The sequence below is a fragment of the Flagellimonas sediminis genome (assembly GCF_010500845.1).
Taxonomy (GTDB): domain Bacteria; phylum Bacteroidota; class Bacteroidia; order Flavobacteriales; family Flavobacteriaceae; genus Flagellimonas; species Flagellimonas sediminis.
The window spans coordinates 95,855-115,724 of the sequence record NZ_JAAAMI010000005.1; the positions used below are offsets into that span (position 1 = coordinate 95,855).

General features: G+C 44.8%; 13 protein-coding genes. 2 read left to right on the forward strand and 11 right to left on the reverse strand.

Features of this window, described 5'->3' with window-relative positions; translation table 11 throughout:
- Positions 1–49 precede the first annotated feature (49 nt).
- Together GTK07_RS11235 and GTK07_RS11240 are read right to left on the reverse strand one after the other, a co-directional pair.
- Positions 50–1,321 (reverse strand): metal-dependent hydrolase family protein, encoded by a 1,272-nt coding sequence (locus tag GTK07_RS11235; RefSeq protein ID WP_235932778.1) that lies wholly within the window; start codon positions 1,319–1,321, stop codon positions 50–52.
- A 10-nt stretch (positions 1,322–1,331) separates the two neighbouring features.
- The gene (locus tag GTK07_RS11240; protein ID WP_163635340.1) at positions 1,332–2,741 is read right to left on the reverse strand and encodes an amidohydrolase family protein; all 1,410 of its coding nucleotides are present in this window, start codon (positions 2,739–2,741) and stop codon (positions 1,332–1,334) included.
- A 98-nt stretch (positions 2,742–2,839) separates the two neighbouring features.
- Between GTK07_RS11240 and GTK07_RS11245 the strand changes: the two genes are divergently transcribed.
- Positions 2,840–4,099, forward strand: coding sequence for an MFS transporter (locus tag GTK07_RS11245; RefSeq protein ID WP_417939240.1), 1,260 nt, complete (start codon positions 2,840–2,842; stop codon positions 4,097–4,099).
- Here the strand turns inward: GTK07_RS11245 and GTK07_RS11250 are convergent.
- The 5 genes from GTK07_RS11250 to GTK07_RS11270 all read right to left on the reverse strand — a co-directional run bounded on the left by GTK07_RS11250 (position 4,096) and on the right by GTK07_RS11270 (position 11,474).
- Entirely contained in the window at positions 4,096–4,668 is a 573-nt protein-coding gene (locus tag GTK07_RS11250; RefSeq protein ID WP_163635342.1) for a YdeI/OmpD-associated family protein, read from the reverse strand. The two genes, GTK07_RS11245 and GTK07_RS11250, sit on opposite strands and share 4 nt — an antisense overlap.
- A 1-nt stretch (position 4,669) precedes the next feature.
- Positions 4,670–6,292 (reverse strand): M1 family metallopeptidase, encoded by a 1,623-nt coding sequence (locus tag GTK07_RS11255; RefSeq protein ID WP_163635343.1) that lies wholly within the window; start codon positions 6,290–6,292, stop codon positions 4,670–4,672.
- 3 nt (positions 6,293–6,295) lie between these two features.
- The gene (locus tag GTK07_RS11260) at positions 6,296–7,630 is read right to left on the reverse strand and encodes a M28 family peptidase (RefSeq protein WP_163635344.1); all 1,335 of its coding nucleotides are present in this window, start codon (positions 7,628–7,630) and stop codon (positions 6,296–6,298) included.
- A gap of 104 nt (positions 7,631–7,734) precedes the next feature.
- Complete coding sequence (locus GTK07_RS11265; protein WP_163635345.1) at positions 7,735–9,267, reverse strand: nuclear transport factor 2 family protein; 1,533 nt, start codon at positions 9,265–9,267, stop codon at positions 7,735–7,737.
- The gene (locus GTK07_RS11270) at positions 9,264–11,474 is read right to left on the reverse strand and encodes a bifunctional alpha,alpha-trehalose-phosphate synthase (UDP-forming)/trehalose-phosphatase (protein ID WP_163635346.1); all 2,211 of its coding nucleotides are present in this window, start codon (positions 11,472–11,474) and stop codon (positions 9,264–9,266) included. Before GTK07_RS11270 ends, GTK07_RS11265 begins: the two co-directional genes overlap by 4 nt.
- A gap of 102 nt (positions 11,475–11,576) precedes the next feature.
- Between GTK07_RS11270 and GTK07_RS11275 the strand changes: the two genes are divergently transcribed.
- Positions 11,577–13,376, forward strand: a complete 1,800-nt coding sequence (locus tag GTK07_RS11275; RefSeq protein WP_163635347.1) for a glycoside hydrolase family 15 protein — start codon at positions 11,577–11,579, stop codon at positions 13,374–13,376.
- Between the two features lie 156 nt (positions 13,377–13,532).
- Here GTK07_RS11275 and GTK07_RS11280 read toward each other — a convergent pair whose 3' ends face one another.
- From GTK07_RS11280 to GTK07_RS11295, 4 genes are all read right to left on the reverse strand, one after another.
- A complete protein-coding gene (locus GTK07_RS11280) occupies positions 13,533–15,341 on the reverse strand; it encodes an acyl-CoA dehydrogenase family protein (RefSeq protein WP_163635348.1) in 1,809 nt (602 codons plus the stop codon).
- A gap of 21 nt (positions 15,342–15,362) precedes the next feature.
- Positions 15,363–16,553, reverse strand: a complete 1,191-nt coding sequence (locus GTK07_RS11285; RefSeq protein ID WP_163635349.1) for an acetyl-CoA C-acyltransferase — start codon at positions 16,551–16,553, stop codon at positions 15,363–15,365.
- A 78-nt stretch (positions 16,554–16,631) separates the two neighbouring features.
- Positions 16,632–19,037 carry a 3-hydroxyacyl-CoA dehydrogenase/enoyl-CoA hydratase family protein gene (locus GTK07_RS11290; protein WP_163635350.1) on the reverse strand — a complete coding sequence of 802 codons (2,406 nt, stop codon included), beginning with the start codon at positions 19,035–19,037 and terminating at the stop codon, positions 16,632–16,634.
- A gap of 15 nt (positions 19,038–19,052) precedes the next feature.
- On the reverse strand, positions 19,053–19,502 hold the full coding sequence (locus GTK07_RS11295) for a MarR family winged helix-turn-helix transcriptional regulator (protein ID WP_119649175.1): 450 nt from the start codon (positions 19,500–19,502) through the stop codon (positions 19,053–19,055).
- Between the last annotated feature and the right edge of the window lie 368 nt (positions 19,503–19,870).

Sequence of the window (19,870 nt, forward strand, 5' to 3'; positions counted from 1 at the left end):
TTAATGGATGGGCAGGGGTATACAAGTCTTTTCGGATTGTGATCCTGTATCACTCGTTTTTGTAGATGACCCCATCTTTCATGACGAACCGAACCTTTTCCATCTGCTTGATATTTTGGGAAGGGTCGCCCTCCACAGCAATGATATCGGCCAAAAAATCATTTTGGATTTGGCCCAATCCTTCTAAATGCAGTACCCTTGCATTGACCGATGTGGCCGATTGCAACACTTTAATGGGCTGTATACCGTATTCGACCATAAGTTCCATTTCCCTGTAGTTTTCACCATGTGGAAAAACGCCTACATCTCCACCAAAAACAATATCCACACCAGATTCCAGGGCTAGTTTAAAGGATTTTTTCTTTTGTATGATTCGGTCGGTATCAGGTTCCGTGTCTTTTTTCCAACCTTTGTATTGTTCGGTGGCGTCTCCAGCGGCAAGGGTCGGGCAAAAAGCCACTTTTTTTGCTTTCATCAGTTGGAAGATTTCCATAGTTCCGCCATCACCATGTTCAATAGTCTCCACACCACCTAAAATGGCCCTTCGCATGCCTTCGGGTGTACTGGCATGGGCCACCACATACCGACCTGCAGTGGTGGCCGCGGCGACCATGGCGTCAATTTCTTCCTGCAAAAAGGTGGGTTGGGAAGATTCCCCTGTTTTCCAGCGGTAATCGGCATAAATTTTAATAAGGTTGGCACCATTGCCCATTTGCGTGCGGACTTCCTTGATCGCTTCGTCCCTTCCGCTCACGGGAACCGCACCAAGGGGCACGGTGACCCCGTCATGGAATCCTTTTGGACCATAAGCCCCTGTCGCCACAATGGCGGGGCCGGCAACCAACAATCTTGGACCGGGAATGATGCCATCATCTATAGTTTTTTTGAGATAGACATCGGTATATCCGGCACCTTCGGAACCGAGATCGCGCATAGTGGTGATTCCAGCCATCAATGACTTCTTGGCATGAACTACCCCACGAATGGCTCTTTCGGTCGGGGATTCCTTCAAAACCTGATCGTTCCATTCGGTTTCATTATAGGGATGCAAAAGCAGATGGGAATGGCCCTCAATGATTCCAGGCATGAGGGTGGTTCCCCCCAAATCAATTCTTTTATAGGAATTGGCACGTTTTAAACCATTTTCCGGTCCCGCATATACAATTTTGTTTTCTGCCACTGCAACTACCCAACCTGAATGCATTTCTTCCCCATCAAATACCCGATCTGGGATCAACAAGGTCTGTGCTTGGGTTGAAGCGGTCATCCAAAGCATCAATATCAGAAGGTAAGTGTGGTTTGAGAGAAATGTTTTCATCATGGCGTTTGATTTAGGGCATTACGGCTTCATCCAAAAGTTTATTCAATTGCTCCTTGGAAAATACCTGTGTCCCTTTAATTACGGAATGGATGTTTCGGGTATTCTCGATATTTTCCAATGGATTGCCTTCCAAAATTACCAAATCGGATACTTTTCCTTCGGAAATGGTGCCATATCTATCGGTTTGTCCTAAAAATTTGGTCCCGTTATAGGCTGAGGTCCGTAAAGCCTCCAAAGGAGAAATACCATTTTGGACCATGGCTTGCAGTTCCCCATGCAAGGAAATTCCGGGATAGGTATAGGAGTTGAAGGCCCCACTATCGGAGCCGGCCAAAAGTTGTACTCCGGCCGTATTCAGGGATTTGGCCAGTTGCCCAAAGAAGGTATCCAGTTCTTTTCTGTTTTTTCTGGCTTCCTCGGAGGCATTCATGGCACTTCGGATGCGTCCTTCGTATGTTTTGACGATACCTTCGCCCATGTATTTCAAATAAGGGTCGTTGGCGTGGTCCACTTCGTCCAGATAACTCAAGGTTTTGCCAATATGAAGGGTGGGAACAACAAAGACATCATGGTCCTTCAGGGTTTTGAAGGTCACTTGAGCTGTACTGTCGGAATAAGCGCCCATTAGCGCAGGCATGGCTCCCCAAAAACCTATTTCAACGTTCTTCAATTTTTCTGTGACATCCAATTCATTGCTGGCACAGCCTTTCATGATGTAATACAGATGTTCGATGCCATCCATTCCGGCAGCAATAGTTTTATTCAAAGTAACGGTAAAGGGCATATGACCCGATACAGTGAACCCTCTTTTTTTGGCCTCTACAATGGATTTCAAATAATTTTTTCCAGAAATTCGGCTGTCGTAGATCTTTACAAAATCGACCTTAAGTTTCTCCAAGGAATCCAAGGCTTTTACAATATCTTCATCCGTTTCCACTTCCAAGGAACCGGCCCAAGTAGCATTGGGGCCATCAATTTTAGGACCTGCCGTAAAAATGGTGGGACCTACCAATTCCTCCGCAGCGATCTGGTGCTTCCAGTCCATGACGGAATGGGTCAAGTCACCGCCAGCGTCCCGCACGGTGGTGATGCCATTGGCAATGAAGAGTTTCAGGAAATTCTTGTTGTTGGCAATCAGGGAATCACCACCCCTTAAATGGATGTGATTGTCCCAAAATCCAGGTAAAACATACTTTCCAGTGGCATCGATAGTGGAATCGGCCCTTACATTGGTTTTGGTTTCAGCAGCTTCTATGGCGGCAATTTTTCCATTGGAAATGTAAATGTTCTGCAATGCAACCTTGCCTGTTTCCAAATGGATCACATGGGCATTGGTTATGGCCAGTTCATAGGTTTCGATGGGTTCGTTTTTACAACCCAAGGCCAACAATAACAGCAAAACAAAAAGAGGTCGAATCATAGGAAATCTGTTTTCACTTTTTAAAGATACCCGATTTTTTATTTTGGGTGCTTTTGGGTATCTCCTCTTTTTTGATGATTTTTAACGAAACACACGTTTTGAAGGATACGAAGCCAAGCTGGTTCTATTTAGTATTGTTGATTCTTTCGGGAGAGGCCATTTTTATTCTTCCCTTTGTATTGCCCCGCGTTTTTAGGCCAACCGTCTTGGATGTGTTGGAGGTCGATAATGTACAATTGGGACTTTGTTTTTCCGTATACGGGCTCGTGGCCATGGGGTCCTATATTTTGGGAGGCCCCTTGGCCGATAAATATCCGCCCCGAAAATTGATCGCCATTGCATTATGGTTGACCGCCATAGGAGGCTTTTTGTTTGTGCAGTACCCCGATTTGTGGTTGCTTCAAATCTTGTACGGTTGGTGGGGCTTTACCACCATCTTCCTTTTTTGGGCGCCCATGATCAAGGCCACACGGGTATGGGGCGGTGCCAATTCACAGGGTAAGGCGTTCGGTTTTTTGGACGGTGGTCGAGGGTTTACCGGGGCACTGTTCAGTTTGTTGGGCGTGGTGGTTTTTTCCTTTTTCCTATCCGATTATCCCGCTGATGCCAGCCTTGGACAGCGTAAGGAAGCGTTTACCTATGTTCTCTATTCATCTTCCGTGATCATCATTTTGATCGGGATTTTGGTTTGGTTTTTTATGAAGACCCGGGATACTGGCGAAAAGGAAATTCTCGAACGCATTTCTTGGGAGGATGTCAAACAGGTGTTGAAACTTCCTTCTGTTTGGCTTTTGATGGTGATCATTCTTTGTGGTTATGTGGGGTATAAGATCACGGATATCATTTCGCAGTATGCGGAAGAAGTGATGCACTACGATCAAGTGGATGCGGCCAAAGTGGGTACGCTCTTGCAGTTTCTGAGGCCTGCCACCGGAATTATTTTCGGATTGATAGCGGATCGACTCAAAATTACTTGGTTGTTGGTGGTGAGCTTTGTGTTAACCTTGTTGGGAGGGCTGCTTTTCGCCAGTGGCATTATTGCCCCGACCACTACGCTGTTGTTCTTTATGTCGGTGGTGGTGATAGCTGCCGGGGTTTATGCTACCAGGGCGTTATATTTTGGTGTGATGCAGGTGGGCAAGATTCCATTGACCTTGACCGGTACTGCGGTGGGACTCATTTCATTGGTCGGATATACTCCGGATGTGTTCGCCGGTCCGGCCTACGGTATGCTTTTGGACGCCCATCCGGGAGAGGAATTGGGACACCAACATGTGTTTTGGATGTTAAGCGCCTTTGCCTTTATCGGGGGAGTTGCGGCCTTGGTCTATCACCGAAAATATGGAAAAACGCCTTAAGGGTTTCGGTACTTGATATTTTGATCGGATAGGGCCACGATTTCCTCAATCCTTTTTTGTCGGGTTTCTTCCCGTTTGGCTTGGTTCAGCCAATAGAGGTAACTTTTTTGTTGTCCACGGGTAAACCCTTGGAAATTCTTGAACGCTTTCTTGTTCTTGTTGAATGCTAGTTGCAGGTCATTGGGAACCACTCCATTTTCCACATCGTCAAGCACAGTCCAAGACCCATTTTCCTTCGCCAATCGAATGGCATCCAGGCCACTTTGGTGCATGAGTTCTTCTGCCATCAATTCCTCTATATGGTCTTTATTGACCTTGCTCCAGGTGCTTTTGGGCTTTCTAGGACAGAAATACTGTCTTCGCTTTCCATCGCCTAGACTTTTTACGGTGCTATCAATCCAGCCGTAACATAGAGCCACTCGTACTGCTTCTTCCCAACGCATGCTATCCATGTGGTGGTCTACTGCATAAAAAATGAGGTGCACTCCATCTACTGTTCGATGGTTTTCATGCAACCATTTCCGCCATTCAGCATCGGAAGCAAAATAATGTTCGGTCAGTTCGTCCAAATCAACGTTTTTCAGTATCTATATAAAAGTTCTTATCGATGACCAACTCAGGTCCTTCCAATTTTTCCGTTTTCCATTCCGAATTGGGAAATATCCAATGTTCCTTTTCATCCACAAATAGGCGGATGGGCATATCAAAATCCTCTACAACATTGGTATATCGATACGTCATTTCATTGCCTTCCATTTTATATTCCAACTTGGGAATCATGGTAGTGCGCAAGTATTGGTTGAAAAAGGCCGAAAGGTCCTTGCCACTTTTTTCACTCAGGTAATTTTCAATCTGGGCCGAAGTGACGGTTTGATGGTAAAAATCGGTATTCAGTCCACGAAGTATTTGTCTCCAAAGTTCATCATCCTCAACCAATTGACGCAAGGTGTGCAAGATATTGGCCCCTTTGTAGTACATATCACCAGATCCACTGGTGTTCACATCATAAGGCCCGATTATGGGTTTATCGTTGCGGATATTCGCCCGGGTACCGATCACATATTCTGCAGATGCCTTGGTACCGAAATGGTAGTCGAGGTACAGGTTTTCTGAATAGGCCGTAAACCCTTCGTGTACCCACATATCGGCTATGTCCTTGTAGGTTATGTTGTTGGCGAACCATTCATGACCCGATTCGTGGATGATGATAAAATCAAAATTTAAACCCCAACCCGTACCGGAAAGATCACGTCCCAAATAGCCATTTTCATATTTGTTGCCATAGGTAACGGAGCTTTGGTGTTCCATGCCCAAATAAGGCACTTCTACGAGTTTAAAACCATCCTCATAAAAAGGGTAGGGACCGAACCAATGTTCAAAGGCCCGAAGCATCATATCGGCTTGGGTGAATTGCTTTTTGGCCTTTTCCAGGTTATCGGGCAGCACATAAAAGTCCATGTCCAAAGGCCCTTTTTCTCCTTGGTAGGTTTCATGGAAATGGGCATAATGGGCAATGTTCACGTTTACCCCATAGTTGTTGATGGGGTTGTCCACAAACCAGTGATAGGTTTTGAAATTTCCATTTTCATCTACGCGTTCCAACCGACCGTTGGATACATCCATCAGGTCTTTGGGAACGGTAACGCTGATGCGCATACTGTCCACTTCATCATACATATGGTCCTTGTTGGGCCACCATACGCTGGCACCTAATCCTTGACAAGATGTGGCCACAAACGGTTGGCCTTCGGAATCCTCTTTCCATGAAAAACCACCGTCCCATGGCGCTCGAACAGCTTCCCTTGGATGACCGGAGTATTCAATCTTGATTTCATTGAAATCGCCGGGCACCTGTTTTTTCTTCAGTTGGATGAAATGTGCGTTTCCTTCGGAAGTAAACTTTAATTTTTTACCGTCTTGGGTAATGGCCGAGATTTTCATCGGCTCCTGGAGGTCAATTTGCAACACATTGGATGCTTTCAACACTTTGTAGCGAACCACATTATAGCCCGATAGGAATTTTTCACTTGGGTCTACCTTTACGTTCAAATCGTAGTAGTTCAAATCCCACCACTCCCTTTCCGTGGTAATACTGCCTCGAAGGGTATCCTGTCTGGTAAAGTTTTGGGCAGAGCCCGTCCAAGAGGCCATCAATAAGGCGCTGATGGCAATCAGATATTTGTTGAATTTCATTTTCTATCTAAATACTTTATTTGGGAAAACCACAGGGCTTTCGTGCCCATCTTTACCTACGGAGGCCACTCCAAAGAAATAGTTGTCAAGCACGATGCCTTCCAACACAAATTCTGTCACATTACCTACATATCGGGCATTGTCCCAAGTTGGGGAAGTAGTGTCCCTCCAATAGATTTTATAGCCAACGGCACCATCTACCTTATTCCAACGCAGCTTGGCATTAGGTTCCACGATACCGCCAATTTCCACAGTGGTTGGGGCAGGAGGGGCCCATGCAATCGATGCGAGGTTGATGGCGTTTACCGCAGTCAGTTTTTTAGCGTAGCCAAAATTTACGTGCTCCAATTTATCACCATATGCAATACCATCCTCCACACGGATGTCCTGATGTTGTTGGGTGTAATTTTCATGCGCCTCCATAATTCGGATGCCTGCAAAGCCAGCATCGTTAAAAGGTCTATGGTGGCCTCCGCGTCCAAAGCGATCCAATCGGTATACCATCATGGGGTTCATTTCCGGCATATAGGTTTTGGTCGTCGTGTAAACATATCGTGCCAACTGACGGGAAATGCCATCCACTTCACCACCGTAAAAACGACGGGCATTTCGTTGTTGTTCGGTTTCCGTTGGGGGTACGGGTTCTGAAAAAATACGGAAATCCCGGTTGCTCACCACGCCATCTACACCAGTAATGTTCCCGATCATATCGTTGTTCAGGATGCCTACAATGTCCCATCCTTGTGCCTTGGCATACTCGGCCAGTCCTTTTCCGCCATAAAGGCCTTGTTCCTCGCCGGAAAGTCCTACGTAAATAATGCTGCTTTCAAATTTGTATTTGGAAAGAACCCTTGCCGCTTCAATGGTCCCGGCCATGCCACTGGCGTTGTCGTTGGCACCTGGGGAATCCGAAGTAAAGTTGGCAGGATCACTGACCCTAGAATCGATATCGCCACTCATAATGATGTAGCGGTTGGGATATTTGGTCCCTTTCTGTACCGCAACCACGTTTACTACCCAAACATCATGCACGATTCGGGCGTTGTCACCTTTGGGAACCAGATTTTTTTGATAGAATACCTCCAGACAATCACTGCATTCCGAAGAGATTTTGTCGAACTCCGATTTGATCCATCGGCGAGCGGCGCCAATCCCACGGGTTTGGGAAATGGTGTCGCTCAAAGTATGTCTGGTACCAAAATTCACCAAAGTGGTCACGTCTTTTTCAATCCGCTCTGCTGAAACGTTGTTGATGATGTCATAAATGCGAATATCGGTTTGGGAATAAAGCATCGGGATGCCCATGAGAGCAACCAAAAGCACGGAAAACTTTTTCATTTTAGTAAGGTTTTGTTTCTGAAAAGCTCGATAGATACTGGAGCGGAATTTCTTATGGTTAATTGAGGTTTTGTTTTGATCCGATGAAAGTAGAAAAAAAGATATCAACGTAAAAATGTAACTTTTACAATTTTGCCCTTTTCCACCTCATAAATGGCTACTGCGGAGAATGTGGAGCCGTTTACGGTCACCGATTCCTCATCAATGACCTTGTTGCCGATAACCATCCTATTTTTTATGGTACAATGCAGATCAGGTGTGTTTTCAAAAAAACTGCCATACTGTGTTTCCATGGCTGTTTTGCCTTCAGAGAAAAGTTGGTTTGGAAAATTATACAGTTTGATATTTTCTGAATAGGTATCCAAAAAGGCATCAATGTCCCTCGCATTGTAGGCATCCAGTTGTTTTTGAACTACTGCCTCGGCATCTGAAATCACTTCTTCTGAAAATATAAATGTCATAGAGGAAATCAATCCGTTGCTTACTTCATAGATTGCCACTTGATGACCTTGGTTACCATCAACAAATGCTTTTTCTTCATCAATTATTTTATTGCCAATTGCTATGCGTTTGATCACTTCAACACTTGATGTTTTGGTATTGTTAAAAAACCGTTCATAATTTTCCAACATCGCATCTTTGCCTTGATACATTTTAATACCTGAAAACCGTTCTACCAAAATATTATCTGTAAAGCAATTCAAAAATGAATTTAAGTTCCTATTGTTGAACCTATCTACTTGTTGTTCAGCAATCTGTACAGGTGAAATTTCGGATACCAGTGCAAATCGTTTACCGTTTGGACTTAAAGCCATTCTGGAAATCTGAAAAACCTGGTTTTTGTCAAAAACATAAAAATCTTGCCATTTATTTCCTTGTTTTGGATTATACATAGCAATCCTATTATTGTCAGGAACCAAAAGTGATCCATCTGGAAGCCAAATGAAATCGTCAACTTTTAGTAGAAAATTCAGTATATCTTCTGTTTGGCCGGTAAATGGATCTAATGACTTTAGCGTTGTTTTATCACTTTTGTAATTTGTTTTGTCTAAATAGCTAATGAGGTTTTTGCCCGGAATTTTATGCAACGATCGTCCCACATTTTTTTGAACTGTATAATGGCTGTTCTCCTTCAGGTTGATGACCACTAGGTCCATTCGATTTTCAACCAATACTGTTGCGACCAACAGTTCTTTATTCATCCAAACATGGTAACCGATCTTTAGATTGGTGATAGGGGTAGAGTTGCCAGTTTTCAGGTCGTATTCATATAGCCGCTGAAGCCCATCCAAATCCAACCGAATGGCGGAAAAAGCATTTTTGCCAGGGATTTTCAGTGGGGAATATTCACTTCCGATGGGTGTGTTGGTCAACCATGTGTATTTGCTTCCTTCGTTGATGCTCAATCGAACAATATCCGTTTGGTCTTCTCTTGTAGAGGCAAACAAAACGGTATCGTCGTCCCAAAAGGAAGGTTGATTATCGTACCCATCGTTATTGGAAATGTTTTTCGGATTGGATAAGAGCGGCATGTCATTCTGGAATGTCAGGTCAAAAAGATACACCTCCGTGTTGGGTTGTGCGTTTAAGAGGATGGTGCCTAACAAATTGACGATGATGAAAACTTTGAAACTCATGGTTTGGCAAACCGTGTTAAAAGTTCCCGTACTCTTCTGGTGTTTTCCACATGGTATCTGGCATGGGTCTTTTTGAGCCCCACTTTTACCGTTATGGCCGATTCAGGAAGTTCTTGGAACATAAACTCATCTGTCCAGTCGTCACCAATGGCAAAGACAAAATCGTAATCATCTTCACTCAACATCCGAGTGGCGGCACGTCCCTTGTTCACATTACTGCTCTTGATTTCCATGACCTTGTTACCGTTCAAGACACTAATGTCGTCATTTCCGATCAAACTTCTAAGCACCGTGTTGAGCTCGGTGGCCCGTTTTTCGCCGAAATCGGGATCGGTGTTCCGGTAGTGCCAGGCCAAGGAATAGTTTTTCTCCTCAATGAAAGACCCCGGAGTCCTGTCCACAAAAGATTCCAAAACAGGTCTTATCTTGGCCATCCATTCCCCTTTTACCTGTTCCAACATTTTAAATTCCTGCCCTTCTCTGGAAATCCAAACCCCGTGCTCCACGATCATATTGTATTTTTTTGGAAGGAACCAACGCCCAAAAGTCTGTTTATCGCGCCCACTGATCAGAAAAAGGGAGGTATCCTTTTGGTGCTGTAGCTGGTCCAAAAGTTCATACAGTTCTTCATCTGGTGCTGCTTTTTGGGGGTCTTTGTGAAATCCGACCAAGGTGCCATCATAATCCAGGAACAACAACCGTTTTTTTGCTTTTGTATATTCGTCGCCAATGTTGTTCAAGATGTCATTGGACATTTTCTGTGATATGAAGGAACTGCCCACATCTTTCTTCTCTTTCAATGCACGCATGAACTCCTTGGCCCATACTTCAACATTATAGCGTTCCAACCGGTTTTGAAGAAACTCGTTCCTCGCTATTTGTTCTTCAACGGGCATGTTCAAGGCTTTTTTCAAGGTGTCCGCCTGTTCCTCAAAATTGTTGGGGTTGATCAAAAGGGCTTCGTTCATTTCATAGGCCGAGCCTGCCATCTCACTTAGGATAAGGACACCGGTCTTGTCGGTCCGTGTGGCGATATATTCCTTGGCGACGAGGTTCATGCCATCCCGAAGGGGCGTTAACCAGGCAATATCACTTGAGGTATATAGGTCTATAAGGTTATCAAATGGCAACGAGCGGTAAAAATACCAAATCGGGGTCCAATTTACCGTGGATAGTTCCCCGTTGATGCGCCCGACCAATTCATCAATCTCTTTTTTCAGCAACTGGTATTGGGGCACATTGGAACGCGATGGAACGGCCAACATGATCAATCGTACCTTTTCCCTGTATTCAGGATACTTGTTCAAAAAATATTCAAAAGCGTTGATACGCTTTGCGATACCCTTGCTATAATCCAAACGATCTATAGACAAAATGAGTTTGGTATCGGGTGCAGAGGCCTTGTGGTTATCCAGCCGCATTTGCAGGTCACTGCGTTCGTCTTCACTTTTTGAGGAATGCAGGATGGCGGCATCCCTAAATTTTTTGTAGTCGATTCCCATAGGGAAAGAATCCACTTTAATTACCCTGTTGTCCAAATAAATATCATTGAAACTTACATCCAAGCCCAACAACCTTCTTACGGAACTCAGAAAATGTCGTTCGTAGTCATAGGTATGGAACCCGATCAAGTCGGAACCCAACAAGCCTTCCAATATCTCTTCACGCCAGGGCAGGGTCCTAAAGATTTCGTAGGAAGGAAAGGGGATGTGCAAAAAGAAACCAATAGTGGTATTGGGGCGTTTTTCACGAACCATTTGGGGCACGAGCATCAATTGGTAATCGTGCACCCAGATGGTGTCGTCCTCGTCCGACTGTTCTATAATGGCATCGGCAAATTTTTGGTTAACGGCTTTGTAGGTGTTCCAAAAATCAAGCTCGAACTCAGAATATTCCAAAAAATAGTGGAACAGGGGCCAAACCGTTCGATTGCTAAAACCGAAGTAAAAACCTTCTATTTCTTCGGCATTGAGTTTTACATTGGCACAACCGTTCTCGGCCAATGCCTTGTCGATATCCTTCTCCAATTCAGGAGGGGTTTCTTCATCGGTAAGTCCCGACCACCCGATCCAGAGCCCATCGCTTCCACTGTGAACTGATTTCATTCCGGTGGCCAAACCTCCTACACTTGGTATAGCATTGATGGTTCCATTGCTAATTTGTAATTGAACAGGTAGTCGATTTGAAATAATGATAGTTTTGCCCATAAAAGGATGGTTTTGTCAGATTTTAATTTTTTGTTTCTTTAAATTTCGGGAAATTCGACCGCAAAACCAATTTGTTCTAACCCTTTTGAGAATATTTAGCCTATGGATAACCTGAATTATGGAATTATCGGCAATTGTCGGAGTGCAGCCTTGATATCCAAGGAAGGTTCATTGGATTGGTGCTGTTTGCCCGAATTTGACTCCACATCTGTCTTTGCAAAATTGCTGGATGAGGGGAAAGGTGGCAGTTTCGGGATACTTCCAAAGGGGAATTACAAAGTGGAACAACGCTATCATAAGGATACTGCCATTCTGGTTACCCGGTTTTCGGATGGGAACGATGTTTTTGAAGTGCACGATTTTATGCCCAGGCACCACAAAATGAACGGAAAATATTTGGCGCCACCGGAAATTATCCGTTTTTTAAAGTACGTTTCTGGAAGTCCCAGATTTTCGGTGAAGTACGATCCCAAACTGGAGTATGCCATGGGGGAGACCAAACACTTTATCAAAAGGGATTTTATTGCCAGCCTTACCCATGAACAAAAGTACGATACCTTATTCCTGTACACTTCATTTGACAAAAAGGCGGTGTTGGATGGAAAGGATATGCTTTTGAAAGAGGATGGGTATTTCTTGATATGCTACCACGAGAAAATTTTGAAACCCTCAACGGAAAAAATGGCCCTGGAACTTGAACGGACCAAGGTATATTGGTTGGATTGGGTGGACAAAACCCCAACTTACAAAAAATTCAACGATCAGATTGTTAGAAGTGCTATTACCCTAAAGATGCTCACCTATGACAAGACCGGTGCCGTATTGGCGGCAGCTACAACTTCATTGCCAGAGACCATTGGAGAAGTCCGAAATTGGGACTATCGTTTTTGCTGGATACGCGATGCATCCATGGTGATCAAAGTAGTTTCGGAACTAGGCCATAAGAATTCCGCCAAGCGTTTTCTTCAGTTTATCATTGACCTGATGCCCGATAAGGATGAAAAGTTGCAGATCATGTATGGCATCAACAAGGAGAAAAACCTTACCGAAATCACTTTGGACCATTTGGACGGGTACAAAGGATCTAAACCGGTTCGTATCGGGAATGCGGCCTATATGCAAAAGCAGAACGACATCTATGGCATTTTGATGGATGTGATCTATGAGCAGATACGATCTTTTAGCAACGATATAGAGAATGTGGAAGAACTTTGGAGTATTACCAAAGGCATTGTTTGGATCGTTGGCAATCACTGGCAAGAACCGGACAAAGGTATTTGGGAGTTCCGTGGGGAAGATCGCCATTTCACCTTTTCCAAGGTATTGTGTTGGGTTGCCTTGGACAGGGCCATAAAAGTGGCCAAGATGTTCGGGAAGACTCACAAGATCGAAAAATGGACGGCTTTGGAGCAGCAAATCAAGGAGGATATCCATAAAAATGCCTGGAACAATGACATCAATGCCTTTGTACAGTCCTATGGGTCCCGTCACTTGGACGCATCGGTGCTACTTATGGAATCTTACGGATTCATACATGCCAGGGACCCAAAGTATGTGAGCACGGTCAGGGCCATTGAAGAGGGACTTAACAACGACGGACTTTTATATCGCTATAAAAATGAGGATGATTTTGGGTTGCCTTCATCATCCTTCACCATATGTACGTTTTGGTTCATCAACAGTCTGTTCAAAATAGGGGAAGAGGAGAAGGCGTTGGAATATTTTGAACGCTTATTGGGGTATAGCAACCATTTGGGGCTATTCAGTGAGGATATCGATTTTAAGACGAAACGATTGTTGGGAAACATGCCGCAGGCATATTCACATTTGGCGTTGATCGAATGTGCCATCAATTTTTCAAGAAAAGAGAGTGACGAACGGATTTTGGAATCCATTAGTTGACATGCGTTCTGTGATACTAAGATCATGTCGCCTTGAGCGGAGTCAAGAGGTTTTTGGGTCTCGACTGCGCTCGACCTGAGAATGAAGAAAATAAAAAACGCCCCATTTCGGGGCGTTTTTCAAATCCTATGGGTTTTCATCCCAGCAAAATTTGAATTAGTCAAAGGTATACCCGTTATCTGCGGCTACTTTGTCAGCGATTTGCGTACGTAAGGCCACAACATTGGGTTGGTTCGTATACTTGGTGAAGCGTTTCAATCCCATCAACATCATACGTTGTTCATCTCCCTCAGCAAAGGAAACAATTCCTTCCTTGGCTTTTTGTTGAATGATGTCGACAGCCCTGTACAAATACAGTTTGGACATGGCAATTTGGGTGGCTTGGGCTTCTTCACCAAAGCGTTTTGCATTTTTCTCGGTACGAAGGATGGCGGATTCTGCCATATATACTTGGATCAAGATATCGGAAGCGGCCATCAACAACATTTGATGCTCTTCCAGATCTGGGCCGAACTTTTGTACGGCACTTCCGGCCACCATCAAGAATACTTTTTTCAAGCGGGCGATCATGTCCTTTTCTTCAGCAAAAAGAGCTGAAAAATCAGGGGTGTCAAAAGAAGGGATTCCCATCAACTCTTCTCCTACAGCGGTGGCGGGACCTAAAAGGTCCACATGGCCTTTCATGGCCTTTTTTACCAACATGCCAACGGACAACATTCGGTTGATTTCGTTGGTGCCTTCATAAATCCTTGAAATACGGGCATCCCTCCATGCTTTTTCCATGGGCGTATCGGCGCTGAAGCCCATTCCACCAAAAATCTGGATACCTTCATCCGTGGTGTGCTGTACGTGCTCGGAAACGGCCACTTTCAAAATGGAACATTCAATAGCATATTCTTCCACACCCTTAAGTTCTGCCTCTTGGTGGGAGTTGCCACTTGCCTCACGTAATGCAATGCGATCTTCAATGTTTTTGGCGGCACGGTAACAGGCAGATTCATCCACATAAGCGTTGGTTGCCATATCGGCGATCTTTGCCTTGATGGCACCAAAGTTGATGATCGGCGTCTTGAACTGGATACGCTCGTTGGCATATTTGGTAGCTTCGTTCACAATGCGACGTTGGGCCTCCAAACAAGCCGCGGCCAATTTGATCCTACCAATGTTCAAGGCATTCATGGCAATCTTGAAACCATTACCTCTTTCGGAAAGCATGTTTTCTACGGGAACTTTGGTCTCGTTGAAGAACACTTGGCGGGTAGAGGAGGAGTGGATACCCAATTTCTTCTCTTCATCACCTAAGGTGATACCATTGCTCGGGTCGTTTTCCACGATGAAACCCGTAATGTTCTTATCGTCCTCGATACGTGCAAACACGATGAACATATTGCAGAATCCCGCATTGGAGATCCACATTTTTTGTCCCGTGATGCTGTAGAATTTACTATCCGCAGAAAGTACTGCCTTGGTTTTTCCGGAATTGGCATCGGAACCGGCACCGGGCTCTGTCAAGCAATAAGCACCGAACCATTCGCCAGTAGCTAATCTTGGCACATATTTTTGTTTTTGCTCTTCGGTTCCGTACAAGGTGATTGGCATGGTGCCAATCCCGGTGTGCGCTCCGAATGCGGTGCTAAAAGAACCTGTGGCCCCGGAAATGTAGTCGCAGACCAACATGGTGGACACGAATCCCATGCCCATTCCGCCATAGGCCTCTGGTACGGCAACGCTTAAAAGTCCCAGTTCCCCGGCCTTTTTCATGCACTCTTCGGTGTAGGCGTAATCTTTTTTCTCAAAACGTTCCCAATGTGCCCAAAGTTCCCGATCTACAAATTCCTTGGTACTTTCACGCATCATTTTTTGTTCTTCGTTGAGGTCTTCCAAGGTGAACACATCTTCACAGTTGGTCTCCTTGACCAAAAATTGACCTCCTCTCAATATGTCTTTTTCCATTGTATCGCTCATGGCTAATGTTGTTTAGTAATTTTAGTTTAAAAATTCATAGATGCCTGCTGCACCTTGACCTGTACCTACGCACATGGTCACCATGCCGTATTTGCCTTTCATGTTGCGCTTTCGCATTTCATCAAAGAGCTGTACGGACAGTTTGGCTCCTGTACAACCCAGTGGGTGTCCCAAGGCAATGGCTCCTCCATTAACGTTCACAATGTCCTGGTTGAGTCCAAGCTCTCTGATGACCGCCAAGGATTGAGAAGCAAATGCTTCGTTCAATTCCATTAATTCGATATCTTTTTGCTGCAGGCCAGCTTGTTTCAATGCCTTTGGAATGGCTTTCACTGGTCCAATCCCCATGATACGTGGTTCCACACCGGCTGCGGCATAGTTGACCAAGCGGGATATAGGTTCCAAATTCAGTTCTTTGACCATTTCTTCGCTCATGACCATTACAAAAGCGGCTCCATCACTCATTTGTGAGGAGTTCCCTGCGGTGACACTTCCATCCGCAGCAAAAACGGGTCTCAATTTATTGAGGGTTGCAATATTGGTGTCTGCTCTTGGTCCTTCATCTTTGTTGACAGTATAGGTTGTGGTCTCTTTTTTACCCGCGGCATTCACAAAGGTATGCTCCACTTCTATCGGCACGATTTGGTCTTGAAAACGGTTTTCTTCTTGGGCCTTCAAGGCTTTCATATGGGAGTTGTAGGCAAAAATATCCTGGTCTTCCCGTGAAACGTTGAATTGCTTGGCCACTGCTTCCGCAGTAAGACCCATTCCCCAGTAATAGTCCTCATGACCTTCTTTGGCCGTGGCATAATCGGGAGTAGGTTTATAGCCTCCCATGGGGATGTAGCTCATACTCTCTGCACCACCGGCAATGATACAATCTGCCATTCCCGATTGGATTTTGGCCGTTGCAATGCCGATGGTCTCCAAACCGGAAGCACAGTATCGGTTTACCGTTACCCCTGGAACATCGTCAATATTGAGGCCCATCAAGGAAATCAATCGGGCCATGTTAAGTCCTTGTTCCGCCTCTGGCATAGCATTTCCCACAATCACGTCATCAATACGTTTTTTGTCCAGTTGGGGGAGTTCCTTCATCATATATTCAATGGTCTCGGCGGCCAGTTCATCGGGTCGCTTGAACCTGAACAAACCTCTCGGGGCCTTGCCCACGGCCGTTCTGTATGCTTTTACTATATATGCTGTTTTCATTTCTTTTTGGATTCTTTGATTTTTGGATTACTGGATAGTCAGATATGTCTGTTCGAACAGTCTAATTATCCAGATTATCTAATTCCTAAGGGGTTTTCCTGTTTTCAACATATGTTGGATACGTTCCAAGGTCTTCCTTTCGGTACAAAGGGAAAGAAAAGCTTCTCGCTCCAAGTCCAAAAGATACTGCTCCGTTACCAACGTAGGTTCGGACAGGTCTCCACCGGCCATCACATAGGCCAATTTATCGGCAATTTTCTTGTCGTGTTCCGAAATGTAATGACCCGCTTCCATGGAATCGGTTCCCACCAAGAACATTCCCAAAGCTTGCTTGCCCAATACTTTTACATCCTTTCGCTTGACAGGTTTGGTATATCCTGCCTCTGCCATCAACTTGGCATGCGCTTTGGCGGTTGCTATTTGACGGTCTTTGTTGACCACAACCACATCCTTGCCTTTTTGAAGGACGCCTAGGTCGTATGCCTCGTAAGCTGAAGTGGATACTTTGGCCATACCGATGGTCAAGAAATATTCTTGGAGTACGTTCAGTTCCACATCATTCTTACGGAAGGTATCCGAAGCCCTCAAGGCCATTTCCTTGGAGCCACCTCCGCCGGGAATCACCCCTACACCAAACTCCACCAATCCGATATAGGTTTCGGCAGCAGCCACCACTTTATCGGCGTGCATGGAAAGTTCACAACCACCACCCAAGGTCATCCCATGAGGTGCGGACACCGTAGGGATGGAAGAGTATCGCATCCGCATCATAGTATCCTGAAAGTATTTGATGGCCATGTTGAGCTCGTCGTATTCCTGCTCCACGGCCATCATAAAGATCATCCCGATATTGGCACCCACAGAGAAATTGGCTCCCTGATTACCGATGACCAATCCCTGAAAATCCTTTTCGGCGAGGTCCACGGCTTTGTTCAATCCGGCCAAAACATCACCGCCAATGGTGTTCATTTTGGATTGGAACTCGCAGTTAAGAATACCATCACCCAAATCTTCGATGACCACACCACTGTTCTTGAAGACTTCGTTGGATTTACGAATATTGTCCAAAATGATGAAAGAATCTTGTCCTGGGACTTTCTCCATGGACTTTTTGGAGATGTCATAGAAATAGGTAGCTCCATCTTTTACGGTGTAGAAGGAATTGACTCCCGCAGCCTTCATTTCGGTTATCCATGCAGCAGCTTCCAAACCCTCAGCTTTGATAAGTTCGAGGCCTTTTTCCAGCCCAACGGCGTCCCAAATTTGGAAAGGACCGTGTTCCCAGCCGAAACCGGCCTTCATGGCATCATCTATCTTATAAAGTTCATCCGAAATTTCTGGAATCCTGTGCGTCACATAAGCAAAAAGCGCCCCGAAACTTTTTCTGTAAAACTCACCGGCTTTATCTTTTCCACCTACTAAAACCGGGAAACGGTCAATGACCTTGTCAATAGTTTTGGTGAGCTCCAAAGAGGCAAACTTTGCACTTTTTTTGGTGCGATAGTCCATGGTGTCCAAATCAAGGGTAAGGATATCGCTCTTACCATCGTCCCCAGTCACCTTTTTGTAGAAGCCTTGCCCAGTTTTGCTGCCCAACCATTTGTTTTCCATCATGGTTTTGATGAAATCGGGTAGTTGGAACAGTTCATGGCGTTCGTCATCTTTGCAGTTTTCACTGATACCGTTGGCTACATGGACCAACGTATCCAACCCGACAACATCAACAGTTCTGAAAGTGGCAGATTTTGGCCTCCCGATGACGGGTCCGGTTAATTTGTCCACTTCTTCCACAGTCATGCCAAGGTCTTTTACGGCATGGAAAAGACTTTGGATGCTGAAAATCCCGATGCGGTTCCCGATAAAGGCAGGGGTATCTTTGGCCACTACGGAAGTTTTCCCTAGGAATTGCTCCCCGTAACCGTTCAGGAAGTCTAAAACTTCTTGGGAGGTTTTAGGACCTGGGATGATCTCAAAAAGCTTTAGGTACCTCGCAGGGTTGAAAAAGTGCGTTCCACAAAAATGTTTTTGGAAATCCTCACTTCTTCCCTCGCTCATAAAGTGGATGGGAATACCTGAAGTGTTCGAGGTAATCAATGTCCCTGGGGTCCTGTGCTTATCCAGATTTTCGAACACCTGTTTTTTAATGTCCAGCCGTTCCACCACCACTTCAATGATCCAATCCACTTGGGACACTTTGGCAATATCGTCTTCCAAGTTCCCTGTGGTAATTCGATCAGCAAATTTTTGGTGATAGATGGGAGAGGGTTTGGATTTGAGTGCGGCAGCCAAGGAATCGTTCACCAAACGGTTACGGACCACTTTATCTGCCAAGGTAAGCCCTTTTGCCTTTTCCTTGTCGTTGGGTTCACGCGGAACAATATCCAACAGCAATACCTCGACCCCGATGTTGGCAAAGTGGCAGGCAATGCCACTCCCCATGATTCCGGAACCGATTACGGCAACTTTGTTTATACGCCTTTTCATGTGCGGGTTTGTAAATTAATTATTAGTTGTTTTTATATAGATTTTCTTATCGGTGATAAGTTTGTTGATGATATCGATAGTCTTAAAAAAACCATTCAAATCCTGTTCAGAAACATGCTCTTTGACCACTTCATTGAACCTAAGAACTACATCTTTGGATGCCTCCCTTTTTTCAAGCCCCAGTGCAGTAAGATAGATCAATACGCCTCTCCCATCATTAGGGTTGGGTCTACGTTCAATATAGCCTCTTTCTTCAATTGTCTTTAATATCCTTGACAAGCTTGTGGCTTCCATTCCCATTTTAGGCCCTAAGGTAGTACTGGGTGTACCGCCTTTTGGGTCCATACTCAGCAATGTAAAACCAATCGCCATGGTAAGTCCATAATTTTTGGCCTCTTCATTGTACATTTTGCTTACCGCTTGCCATGTAGCCCGAAGGGCATAATCAATGGTCAAATCTTTCATAGAACCGGTTTGGTGTCTTCAAATATATAAAAATTTATTATGCATGCATAATAAATTATGGTTAAGAGGATGGTAAATTTTGTCCTATGGAAAGAAAGTGAGGGTAGGGATATTGGTGATGTTTGGATTCTTCGCCTTGTTCAGAATGACAAATAAGAAAGTTTAGTGGATAATTTAAAAGGTACAGTTTTCTTGAATGCTCATTCTATAACATACCTAATGACCTCTCAGCATGACATGCAAACTTTGGCAAAGAACAGATTTCTCATCCCGATAGTTATCGAGACGTTCGAAATGAGAACAGAGATTGTTTATTGCCATTATCCTTGGACAAAAGGAGATTTCTCGACTTCGCTCAAAATGACATC